The sequence below is a fragment of the Paramagnetospirillum magneticum AMB-1 genome (genome assembly GCF_000009985.1).
GTDB classification, from domain to species: domain Bacteria; phylum Pseudomonadota; class Alphaproteobacteria; order Rhodospirillales; family Magnetospirillaceae; genus Phaeospirillum; species Phaeospirillum magneticum.
Map to the genome: position 1 here is coordinate 119,090 of NC_007626.1, position 10,969 is coordinate 130,058.

At 65.3% G+C, this 10,969-nt stretch carries 9 protein-coding genes; 4 read left to right on the forward strand and 5 right to left on the reverse strand.

Annotated elements, in window-relative coordinates; translation table 11 throughout:
• Positions 1 to 4 precede the first annotated feature (4 nt).
• Positions 5 to 1,303, reverse strand: a complete 1,299-nt coding sequence (locus tag AMB_RS00525; protein WP_043743022.1) for an O-antigen ligase family protein — start codon at positions 1,301 to 1,303, stop codon at positions 5 to 7.
• Positions 1,300 to 3,183, reverse strand: coding sequence for an asparagine synthase (glutamine-hydrolyzing) (gene asnB, locus AMB_RS00530; RefSeq protein ID WP_011382552.1), 1,884 nt, complete (start codon positions 3,181 to 3,183; stop codon positions 1,300 to 1,302). The genes AMB_RS00525 and asnB overlap by 4 nt, the downstream gene beginning before the upstream one ends.
• 140 nt (positions 3,184 to 3,323) lie before the next feature.
• Here asnB and AMB_RS26670 point away from each other — a divergent pair, with 140 nt between their 5' ends.
• The 3 genes from AMB_RS26670 to AMB_RS00545 are packed head-to-tail and all read left to right on the forward strand — an operon-like array spanning position 3,324 to position 6,214.
• The gene (locus AMB_RS26670) at positions 3,324 to 3,803 is read left to right on the forward strand and encodes an acyltransferase (protein ID WP_011382553.1); all 480 of its coding nucleotides are present in this window, start codon (positions 3,324 to 3,326) and stop codon (positions 3,801 to 3,803) included.
• 2 nt (positions 3,804 to 3,805) lie between these two features.
• Entirely contained in the window at positions 3,806 to 5,209 is a 1,404-nt protein-coding gene (locus AMB_RS00540; protein WP_011382554.1) for a flavin reductase, read from the forward strand.
• A gap of 3 nt (positions 5,210 to 5,212) precedes the next feature.
• On the forward strand, positions 5,213 to 6,214 hold the full coding sequence (locus AMB_RS00545) for an NAD-dependent epimerase/dehydratase family protein (RefSeq protein WP_011382555.1): 1,002 nt from the start codon (positions 5,213 to 5,215) through the stop codon (positions 6,212 to 6,214).
• A 3-nt stretch (positions 6,215 to 6,217) separates the two neighbouring features.
• On the opposite strand, the gene AMB_RS00550 is transcribed toward AMB_RS00545, so the two are convergent.
• Genes AMB_RS00550 through AMB_RS00560 form a run of 3 tightly spaced genes read right to left on the reverse strand, consistent with a single transcriptional unit; the run spans position 6,218 to position 10,214 of the window.
• Complete coding sequence (locus tag AMB_RS00550; RefSeq protein WP_011382556.1) at positions 6,218 to 8,116, reverse strand: DUF751 domain-containing protein; 1,899 nt, start codon at positions 8,114 to 8,116, stop codon at positions 6,218 to 6,220.
• Entirely contained in the window at positions 8,113 to 9,054 is a 942-nt protein-coding gene (locus AMB_RS00555; RefSeq protein WP_011382557.1) for a glycosyltransferase family 2 protein, read from the reverse strand. Before AMB_RS00555 ends, AMB_RS00550 begins: the two co-directional genes overlap by 4 nt.
• 8 nt (positions 9,055 to 9,062) lie before the next feature.
• On the reverse strand, positions 9,063 to 10,214 hold the full coding sequence (locus AMB_RS00560) for a DegT/DnrJ/EryC1/StrS family aminotransferase (protein ID WP_043745731.1): 1,152 nt from the start codon (positions 10,212 to 10,214) through the stop codon (positions 9,063 to 9,065).
• Positions 10,215 to 10,371: 157 nt separating this feature from the next.
• Between AMB_RS00560 and AMB_RS00565 the strand changes: the two genes are divergently transcribed.
• Positions 10,372 to 10,950, forward strand: a complete 579-nt coding sequence (locus AMB_RS00565) for an acyltransferase (protein WP_011382559.1) — start codon at positions 10,372 to 10,374, stop codon at positions 10,948 to 10,950.
• The last annotated feature ends 19 nt before the right edge of the window (positions 10,951 to 10,969 follow it).

Here is a 10,969-nt window from a genome sequence, read left to right on the forward strand (position 1 = left end):
TGACCTACTCGTCTCGCATTTGACTGGGCGACAATAGGGGTGCCAAGGCGGTGGCCCAAGCCGCCAGAAACCACATGGTGCACTGCCACCAGCTTTGCCAGAAGCCAAAGCTGACCGATGAAACGACGCAAGCCCCCACCAGCAGGGCACCGCCGCAGACCGCCATGGCCGGCGACTGCCTCGGGCCGACGGCCAGCCATCCCAGGCGCGCCAGCAGGACGGCAAATAATAGGGCACCGACACCCCCCAGTTCCAGCCACCATTGCAACACAGCGTTATGGGGGTGAAGGGGCAGGTGCTGTTCGGCGACCTCGGCTCGGCTGCTACCGTCGCTGCCGTGCCGGAACTCGAAATAGACGATCTCGTCATCCTCGCCGCCGGGAATGGCACGGGCGGAATCCATCCCCCAGCCGAGAACAGGACGCTCGAAGATGCGATCGGTCACGAAGCCCCAAATGGTCAGGCGATGGTGGGAGGAATAGGGGACGAAAGCCCAATTGGCGCTGACCTGCGGCGGGGGCAACATCCGGGTCCCGAGGGGAATGAACACCACCAGGGCGGCAAGAAAGGCGCCCACGGTGATGCCGAGCAGCCTCGATGGTTTGCGGAACAGGGCCAGGGCCGCCAGTTCGATTCCCAGCAGAACCTTTGCCGCAAGGGCCTTGGATATGATCATCATCGTCACGACGGGTATTCCGGTCGCCGCCAGCTGACGCTGCCGCCTTTCGACCCAAAGGAGCGCCATGGCAGGAAGCGCGGCGAGCGCCGTAACGCAAACGCCTCGATTGAAGACCTGAATCGAAACCCAGTAATATGGCAGGAGATCCCGATTTTGCATCGCTCTCAATAGAGCTTCCAGACGCCGGCCGCTCACCAACCCGATCACGAACAGCCCCATGCCGAGGACGATGCCGATCATCAGGGCGGCACCGACCTTTGCAGCGGCCTGCGATCGCAACCGCTTGGCGGCGCCAATCAGGATGACGCCGCCAAGCGTGTTCAGCGCCAGTTGCGCTGCCGCCAACAAGGAGCGGGCCGGGTCGACGGCCCACAGGGCGGTCAGCCCCGCCCAGCCGCAGATCATGCAGAGAATGAGCCCCAGAAAGCGGGGAAAAGCCGTCCAGAGACGCTGACGCCATTCCAGAAGCAGAATCCCAAGGACAGTGGCGATAAACAGCGGGGCCATGCCCAACGGCGCCAGCATGCCGATGCCGGGGGCAACCAGCGCCGCCAGGGCCAGGATATGGGAGGCATCCCAGGGGCTTGCCATCGCCCGCCGTATTTTGCCGACGATCTCCATCATGCCCCCGCCCCGATTGCGGTGGCAGGAACGGGCTGCAAGCCGCGTTCCCAGGCGTCAAGCACCAGCAGCGACCAGATTTTCAGGGAATGGTCCCGCCGTCCGCCGGCCTGCTCGGCCAGCACGGCCGCCACGGCGGGTGCGGCCAGGCCCAGTTCCTCCAGCCGCTTCGGCGTCAGGCGCTCGGCCACCATGGCCTTCAGAGGCCCTTGCAGCCACATGCCCAGCGGCGGATTGAAGCCCAGCTTGGGCCGGTCGACGATGGCGCGCGGCAGCAGCTTGCGGGCCACGGCGCGCAGAAGGGTCTTCTTGCCCTCGGCGAAGCGCAAGGACGCATCCAACCGTCCCGCCGCCTCGATCACCCGGTGATCCAGCAGCGGCAGCCGCAATTCCAGGGCGTGATTCATGCTCATGGCGTCGCCATAGGCCAGCAGATTGCCGGGCAGGAAGGTGGCCAGGTCGGTTTCCTGCATGGCGTCCAGAGCGTTCTCCGACACCACCTCGCCATAGCGCGCCGCGATGGGGCTGGCGGGAGTCCGGGCGAGGCGCAACAGCTCGCGGCGTTCGGCGGGCGAAAAATACTCCACCCAGGCGGCGTAGGTTTCCGCCCCGTCCAGCCCGGTGCTGGCCAGGAATTCCCGGGCCCGGCGCCAGGCGTGGCGGCCGTCGCTGCGCTCGGGGATCATACGGGCCAGGGGCGCCAGCAGATTGCGGCGCAGGACACCGGGCAGCAGCCGCACCCTCTCGGCCAGCAATCCGCCCTGATAGCGGGGATAGCCGGCGAACACCTCGTCGCCGCCGTCGCCCACCAGGGCGACGGTGACATGCTGGCGCGCCAGGCGCGACAGATCGCCGATCAAAAGGGCGGTGGGATTGCCGAAGGGCTCGCCGAACCGCTCGATCATGGTGTCCAGGCCATCGGCCAGACCGGACGAGGCGGGCAGTTCCACATGACGGCTGCCCACATGGGCGGCCACCTGGGCGGCAGCCTCGCGCTCGTCGTAATGAACTTCGTCGAAGGTCATGGTGAAGGTGCGCACCGGATCGGCGGCGCCCTCGGCCATCAGGGCGGCCACCACCGAGGAATCGATGCCGCCCGACAGGAAGCAGCCCACCTGCACGTCCGAGACCAGGCAATCCTTCACCGCCCGACGCAGCACCGGCAGCAGTTCCTCCACCGCCTCGTCCTGGCCGGGCCGGCGGCCGCCGCCATAGATCGGACGCCACCACACGCCGATAGTCGCCGCCTTGCCCGGACTCCAGCTCAGCCACGAGCCGGGCGGCAGTTTACGAATCCCGGCATGGATGGTGCGGGGCGCCGGAACGTAGAGACAGGCGAGGTACTCGGACAGAGCCTCGCGGTCCAGGGACAGATCGATGCCCGGCACGGCGCGCAGGGCGTGAATCTCCGAGGCGAAGGCGAGACCGCCGCCCGGCAGCGCCGCCCAGACCAGGGGCTTGATCCCCACCCGGTCGCGGGCCAGCAGCAATTGCCGCGTCTGGCGGTCCCACAGGGCAAAGGCGAACATGCCCACCAGCCTCGGCAGGCATTCAACGCCGTCCCGCATCAGCAGGCGCAGCAGAACCTCGGTGTCGCTGGCGCTGGTGAAATGCTCGCCCACCGCCTCCAACTCCGCCCGAAGTTGGGCATGGTTGTAGATTTCGCCGTTATAGGCCAGGACCCAGCGGCCGCAGGGCGAGACCATGGGCTGGGCGCCGGCCTGGGAGAGGTCGATCACCGCCAGCCGGGCGTGAACCAGACCCATGCCGCTGTCCGGCTCGGTCCAACGGCCCTGGCCGTCCGGGCCGCGATGGGCCAGACGCGCCAGCAGGCCCGCCAGGATGGCGGGCTGGGCAGCGGTGGTTCCGGCGATGCCGCACATGCAGTGGTTCCTTGGTCGCAGACTCCCGCTCTTTACCCTGAAATCGGCCCCAGGACCAGTTTCTCGACTTTGGAAATGAAATCCGCCGCCCGGGCGTGTAGTGTCTGGCCGCGCTTCGCTACAACAACGGGAGAGGGCCGATGCCGGTCACCGAAACGGTCACGCTGGGCAAGGATGTGCGGATCTTCCAGCCCGATCTGGTGAACCTCTACGGCTGTTCCATCGGCGACGAGACCAAGATCGGCGCCTTCGTCGAGATTCAGGGCGGCGCCACCATCGGGGCGCGCTGCAAGATCTCCTCCCACAGCTTCGTCTGCGAGGGCGTCACCATCGAGGATGAGGTGTTCGTCGGCCACGGCGTGATGTTCACCAACGACGTCTATCCCCGCGCCACCACCCCGGACGGCGCCCTGGCCACCGCCGCCGACTGGACCTGCAGCCCGACCGTGGTGAAGCGCCGCGCCTCCATCGGCTCGGGCGCCACCATCCTGCCCAACCTGACCATCGGCGAGAACGCCCTGGTAGCGGCGGGGGCCGTGGTCACCAAGGACGTACCCGCCAACGCCATCGTCGCCGGTGTCCCGGCCGTGGTGGTGGGCGAAGTGGCGGACAAGCGCTAGAAATGACCGATATCTCGTCCTACGCCTATCGCTGGCCCCATGGCGATCTTGCGGCCGATTCCCACTGGTCGCCCACCGCTTCGGGCCGCTTCCTGACCCGGTCCATGCCGGAAAGCCTGGCCGACCTGGAAGCCGATTCCCGCTGGCCGTCATTCTTTCCCTGTCCCCTGGTGCTGGTCACCACAAGGGACGGCGACAGGGTGCTGCTGGAGAAGGTGGTGGGGGCCTCGGTGGTCAACCGCTTCCCCTATACCCTGGCGCTCAGCTTCTGCACCCAGTCCCTGTCCAGCCGCCATTACGTGCGCCGCACCTTCATCGACGCCCTCGAGCGCTCGGGCTCGGCCTCGGTGCAGTTCCTGCCCCCCGGCCCGGCCCTGGACGCCGCCATGAAGGCCATCGTCGAAGGTCCGGAAGAGCAGACCGACCAGCGCATCCGGACCAGCGGCCTTGCCACCCGCCCGGCGCGGACCAACGACGCGCCGGTCTTTACCGACGCCCACATGGTTTATGAATGCCGTCTGGTGAAGCCCGGCCGCGACTTCGAAGGCGCCGCCATCAATGCCCGGCCCTATGCCGACGTGGGCAGCCACCGCATCTTTTTCCTGGAGATCAACTCCATCCAGTTGCGCAAGGACATCGCCCGGGGCCAGAGCCAGATTCACTGGCGCGCCCTGCCGCTGTTCACGCCCGTGCTGGACTCGGCCACCGCCGCCACCGGCGACGCGGACGAGGCCCTGAAGCGCCTGGGCTACGTCAAGGGCTACACGCCGCGCTACGCCTTCCCCAGCGCCGGCACCACCGCCTTCGAGGCCGACGGCGAGGCCGACGGCATGGCCTACAAGGATCTGGCGCCGCTGCCCAAGGATCAGGTGGAGGTGGACAACGACCGCGCCCGCTGGCCGTGCTTCTTCCCCTCCTCGGTGGGCATGATCACCAGCTGGACCGCCGACGGCAAAGCCAACGTCATGCCCTGCGGCTCCACCACCATCGTCAGCCGCCACCCCCTGGTGGTGGCGCCCTGCGTCTCCTACGCCGCCATCAACGACCGCTATGCCCGGCGCCAGTCCCTGGACGATATCCGCCGCACCGGCCGCTTCGGCTGTGGCGTGCCGTTCATCAGCGAGGCCATGGTCGACGCCATCCGCTATTCCGGCAACGTCTCCATCGTCGATGACGGCGACAAGCTGGCTCATGCCGGCCTGTCCCTGGCCGAGGGCGGCGCCAGCCCGCTGATCGACCAGATGCCGGTGCATTTCGACTGCAAGGTGACAGGCGAGATCTGCCTGGGCACCCATGTGATGTTCCTGGGCGAGGTGGAGCGTCTGTTCGTGCGCGCCGACGTGTCGCCCGCCAACCCGCTGGAATGGATTCCCTGGGCCGATGTGCGCCCGGTGCAAGGAGCTTAAGGAATGAGCGGCAGGATTCTGGTCACCGGCGGGGCCGGTTTCATCGGCAGCCATCTGGTGGATCTGCTGGTCTCCCAGGGCCAGGCGGTCACCGTGCTGGACGACTTCTCCACGGGCGAGGCCGCCAATCTGGCCGAAGCCGGCGGGGCGGGCGACGTACGGGTTCTGACCGGCACCATCCTGGACCGCGACGCGGTGGCCGCCGCCATGGAGGGCTGCGACCGCGTCTTCCACCTGGCGGTGCAGTGCGTGCGCAAATCCCTGGGCCAGCCCATCGAAAACCACGACGTCAACGCCACCGGCACGCTGTACCTGCTGGAGGAGGCCAGAAAGCGCCAGGTGTCGCGCTTCGTCTACTGCTCGTCGTCAGAGGTCTATGGCAACGGCCGCGATTCCTTGCTGAACGAGGACAGGACGGTGTGCGAGCCGGTCACCGTCTATGGCGCCGCCAAGCTGGCCGGCGAGCTTTACGCCAAGGCCTATCACCGCACCTACGGCCTGCCCACCGTGGTGGTGCGCCCGTTCAATTCCTATGGCCCGCGCGAGCATTACAAGGGTCAGAGGGCGGAGGTGATTCCCCGCTTCCTGATCCGGGTGCTGAACGGCCTGCCCCCCACCATTTTCGGTGACGGCAGCGCCGGACGCGACTTCACCTATGTCACCGAGACCGCCCGCGGGCTGGCCATGGCGGCCCAGTGCGACGCCCTGGTCGGCCGCGAGATCAACATCGCCTATGGCCGCATGGTGACCGTGAAGGAGGTGGCGGAGTCCATCACGCGGCTGTGCCAGCGCCCCGACATCGCCCCCAGCTACGGCCCCGGCCGTCCCGGCGACGTCAAGGCCCTGCACGCCGACACCGCCCTGGCCCGCTCGCTGCTGGGCTTCAAGGCCGAGATCGGCTTCGAGCAGGGTCTGGAAACCTATATCGACTGGTTCACCCGCCACCACCCCGACCCGGCCAGCCTGCTGGAAGACAAGGTGGAGAATTGGGAACTGCCGAAGTAAGGCTCAGGGCCGCTTGACGATCACCAGCCGGGCGTCCCTGAAGCGAACCACGCGCTCGACCCAAGGCTGGCTCTCAAGCGTATCGAGCTCTGCCGGGCGAGCCGCCGCGCCGCCCTCCACGTATTCCGCATAGTTCAGCGGAGAACTGAGATAGAGGTTTGGCCATCCCTTGCGGGCAAGGATACCCGGAAAGTCTGATGATTCCTTCAGCGCATCCTGGATTTCCTTGCTCCAGTAGTCGGAATCCTGTCGGAGCGAGCCGCCAACATAGTTCCGCAATCCCATGCCCGGTTCGCAGAAAAAATACATCAGCGGCCGGTCGGCGACCCACTCCACCGGCACCCCCTCGGCGGCCAGGGCCAGCGCAATCCCCCGGTCGATGATCTGGCCATCGTAGATTTCTCGCCCCCAGTTCAAGGCCTTGCCCGGGCCATAGCCTGTGGCGGCCCCCACCGTCACCCACAGGAGGGCCATCGCCAGTGTGGAAGCCAGCCCGATGCGGACCACACGGGCCGCCTTGTGCGCCGGGGCCAGCCAGCGCAGGGCGAAGGCAGGGTAAAATGCGCCAAACATTGCCGCCAGCAGATAAGGTTTGTTGCTGACTCCCGAGGAACGGTAGCCGGTCACCAGTTCGAGGCAGAGCGGCAGGAGCATCACCGCCAATGGCGCCAATAGCACGGATAGACGCCGCGGCTGCCGCAAGCAGCGTTTCCGGTCCGCAGCCAGCAGGAACAGCAGCGCGGCCAGCCACAGGCTTCTGGGACCCAGGGGCGTCCACGAGCCTCCGGTCATTAGCCCCCAGTCGTGCAGCATACCCTTCAGATGATACAGCCAGCCGCTGCCGCCCATGACCAGCAGGCGCCCCCCCGGATAGAACGGGGTCGGGTGCAGGATATAGCCGATCTCACGCCACGCCAGCAGCCCCAATAATCCGGCGATGGCGGCCCAGGCGGGCCACCAGCCCAACAGAGTGCGGAACCCCCATCTGGTCATGGCCCAGGCCGCCATTCCGATCATCAGCAGGGCTGCGAAGAAGGCGGCGTAGTGGCGTGCCAGCACGAGAAAGGCCGCAGCCGTGGCGGCGGTCAGGATGGACCTTCGGCCGCATGGTCGCGAGGCCAGCGTCGTCATGATAAGTGAGCCGCCCAAAATCATGACCGTATCGCCCCAGTGGCGGCCGATGCCCGCTCGCACCTGAAAGTCGGCAAACATCAGGCCGCCCAGGATGACGAGATAGGCCACTTGGGCCAGCGGGCGGCGGCGCAGCGCGGCGAGGGGCAAAAGAACGGCCAGCCCGACCCCCAGGACGGACGTCGCCAGGTACGGCGGATAGAAATGCTGCGCGCCAAGCCCTCCGGCCAGTGCGCTGACTCCCAGCATGTCCACGGAATAGAACAGGCTGCCCACCGGCCCGATTCCGAAGGCGAAATCTCCGGGAAGCAGAAAACTGCCGGCGACGAACGACTCACGCAGATAGAGGGGGACCCAGCCCAGTTGCGATGAGAGGCTGGTGGACGGATTTATCTGCACCGTCCGCAGCGCCCAGAAGGCGCCACCGGCCAAAATCATCAACATCCAGTCGGTCCGGTCGAGCGGTCGCTGCGCCAGGGGACGGGGCAGGGCCCACCGGCGCAGGATGAACGACAGCATTCCCACCAGGGTAACGGTCAGGGGCAAGTGCCAGGCAACAGGGCCGAGCGCCCCCCGCAACAGGAAGAGAGCCATGTCGGCTGCCGCCGTCAGGACCAGCAGGCCGAATGAGGCGCCCTCGATGCCCGGTCGCCCGAGAACACGGCCGATCAGGACGGCGGGTATCAGAAAGGCGACCACCCATCCAGCGGTCAAGGCTTCCTGCGGACCCGACACCAACAATGCCAGGAAGGTCTCGAAATCAGCAATCATGGACGGGAAGAGGGGGGAGTTGTCTTCTTTGCCTCAACCACGAAGGGCGGTCTCTGGCGGGATTGATCCAGCGCACGCCATAGATACTCGCCTAAAATGCCCATCATCACCATTTGGATGCCGCCAATGACCAAGAGAACCACCATCAGGGACGACCAGCCCTCCGGCTGGCCGCCAAACAGACGGGCGCCGATGACGACCAGGGCATAGGCGAAGCCCATCAGGGCCGTGACCAGCCCGACGCCCGACATCAGGCGGATGGGGAGGTAACTGAACCCGGTCACCGAATCGATGACCAGTTTGAGCTTCTTGGCCAGGGACCAGCTAGAGCTTCCGTGAAGCCGCTCGCCCCGGCGGTATAAAATGGACGATTGACGAAAGCCAACCCAGGACAGGAGGGCGATCAGGCTGACGTGCTGCTCATTGAACCGCAGCAACGTGTCGACGACAAAGCGGTCGAGCAAAAACACATCCGCCCCGTTGGGTGGCAGGTTGGGAAGGTCGACCACACGTCGCATCAGCCAATAGTAGAGCTTGGCGAACCAGAGATTCGCACCCGTGTCCCCCCTTGCCTCGCGCTCTGCCCAGACGACTTGGCTGCCGACACGGCGCCATTCCTCCAGCAGCGACAAGATGACCTCCGGCGGATCTTGCAGGTCGGAGGACATCACGACGGCACAATCACCCCGAGCTTCCTGCAGACCGCAAAGAATTGCCTTGTGCGAACCAAAATTGCGGGAGAAGCGAATCGCGCGCACCCGGCTATCAACGTCGGCCAATCCTGTCAGGATCTGGAATGTCGAGTCCGACGAATGATCGTCAACGACCACCCATTCCCACTGGATTCCCGCCTGATCCAGAGTTTCCTTCAGCCGCTGGTGCAGAACCGGAAGGTTCTGCTCCTCGTTATGGGCCGGGCTGACCACACTGAGCAGCATCCCCCCTCCTATCGCAGCGAGTTGCGCAATGCGGCGATCACCTGATCCTGATCGCCGACGGACATGTGGGGAAACAGCGGCAATCCGAGATTTCGGCGGTAGACATCCTCGGATACCGGCAGAGGAAACCGTAACGGCCGTTGGTTGTGGGCCTTTTCCAAATGACAGCAGAAGGTTGGACGACGGGTCTGAACACCTGCCTCCAGCATGGACTGCATGACGGCATCACGATCGATGCCAGGCTGCAGCAGCACATTATAGGTCTGCCAGTTGCTGCGTGCCCAGGACGGCTCGACGGGGAATTCCAGGCCGGGCAGGTCGGACAGAAGCTCCACGTAGCGAGCCGCCCACTCCCGGCGGGCCTTGATGATGGCAGGCAGACGAACAAGCTGGCGCCTCGCCACGGCAGCCTGGATATCCGTCATGCGATAATTATAGCCCACCTCATCGAAGGTCTCGATGATCACTTGGCTGGAATTATTGCGGGTAAGGTCCGACACGCTCATGGCGTGCTGGCGCCAACGGCGGACCTTGGCGTCGAACTCGGCATCGTTGCTGGTAATGATGCCGCCGTCACCGGCGGTCAGCACCTTGCGCGGATGAAACGAAAAGCATGCGGCGACACCTTGCGGCTTGCCGATAGGCTCCCACTGGCCATCGATCTGAATCTCGGACCCGGCGGCGCAGGCGGCGTCTTCGATTACCGGCAGGCCGTGTCGATTGGCCACCGCCAGGATGGCAGCCAGATCACAGGGCATGCCGAACTGGTGTACGCATAAGATCGCCTTGGTGCGCGACGTGATGGCGGCCTCGACCAAGGCCGGGTCCATGTTGCGCGTTCCCCGCTCGATATCCACGAAGACCGGCCAGGCCCCCAGGTAGCGGATGGCGTTGGCCGTGGCCAGGAAGGTGTAGCTGACGGTGATGACCTCGTCGCCCTCGCCCACACCGACGGCCCGCAGGGCCAGATGCAGCGCCGTGGTGCAATTGGAGACGGCGCACGCATGGGTGGCGGTGGTCGCGCCGGCAAATTCCCGCTCGAACTCCGCGACGCGCGGCCCCTGCGTCACCCAGCCAGACATGACGGCGTCATAGGCGGCCTGCGCCTCTTCCGGTCCCAGCATCGGTCTGGAGAATTGGACAACCCGGGTGTCGTTCATGGACTGATGGCCTTTCGAGAATTCCTCAGCCTTCATAAGCCCCCGGGGACATGCTTGCCAAGGCCAACCTCGGCATTCGACCGCCAGATTGGCGAGCACCCCGAAAAAATGCTATCGTCCGTCCCTTCACTTTCCATGATGAAGGACCAGTTCGCCCATGGCCGACCCACATGGCTTCGATCATCTTTTCGACGACGATACAAATCCGGCGTTGAGAAATCAAATCCTGACCTACCGCGTTTCCGAGACGATGACCGACCGCGAACGAGCCAGATTACTGAACCTTCCCGAGGGTTGCCGCATCCGTGAACGTGCGAAGATTCTTGCACCCGAGAACTTTGTTTGCGGCAAGAACGTGTGGATTGGGGAGGGGGCGATCCTTGACGCCATGGGCGGCCTCGAAATCGGTGATAATTCACAGATCGGCTCGTACGTCATGGTCTGGAGCCACTCCAGCCATAAGCAGGCAATCCGGGGTGAGACGGGAACATCGCGGGACCGTATCGAGTATAAAAGAACGAAAATAGGCAGTAACGTCCATATTCCCGGCCCGACGGTGATCGCTCCGGGCGTCACCATCGGCAATGGCGTGATGATTGCGCCGCTTAGCTTCGTGAACGAGGACCTTCCCGACAGGGCTGTGTTCAGCCCCGCCAGGGAAATGCGCCGCTTGCGCACCAGGATTGACCAGTTGGAAAAGAAGCTGGAAGAAATACTCTCTTCTCGAGACAGCTAGAGGCTGGATTGCTGCCGCG

Excerpts from the sequence above, each read along its gene's own strand:
- AMB_RS00525 (WP_043743022.1), bottom strand. The coding sequence starts at position 1,303 with ATGATGGAGATCGTCGGCAAAATACGGCGGGCGATGGCAAGCCCCTGG.
- asnB (WP_011382552.1), bottom strand. The coding sequence starts at position 3,183 with ATGTGCGGCATCGCCGGAACCACCGCTGCCCAGCCCGCCATCCTGGCG.
- AMB_RS26670 (WP_011382553.1), top strand. The coding sequence starts at position 3,324 with ATGCCGGTCACCGAAACGGTCACGCTGGGCAAGGATGTGCGGATCTTC.
- AMB_RS00540 (WP_011382554.1), top strand. The coding sequence starts at position 3,806 with ATGACCGATATCTCGTCCTACGCCTATCGCTGGCCCCATGGCGATCTT.
- AMB_RS00545 (WP_011382555.1), top strand. The coding sequence starts at position 5,213 with ATGAGCGGCAGGATTCTGGTCACCGGCGGGGCCGGTTTCATCGGCAGC.
- AMB_RS00550 (WP_011382556.1), bottom strand. The coding sequence starts at position 8,116 with ATGATTGCTGATTTCGAGACCTTCCTGGCATTGTTGGTGTCGGGTCCG.
- AMB_RS00555 (WP_011382557.1), bottom strand. The coding sequence starts at position 9,054 with ATGCTGCTCAGTGTGGTCAGCCCGGCCCATAACGAGGAGCAGAACCTT.
- AMB_RS00560 (WP_043745731.1), bottom strand. The coding sequence starts at position 10,214 with ATGAACGACACCCGGGTTGTCCAATTCTCCAGACCGATGCTGGGACCG.
- AMB_RS00565 (WP_011382559.1), top strand. The coding sequence starts at position 10,372 with ATGGCCGACCCACATGGCTTCGATCATCTTTTCGACGACGATACAAAT.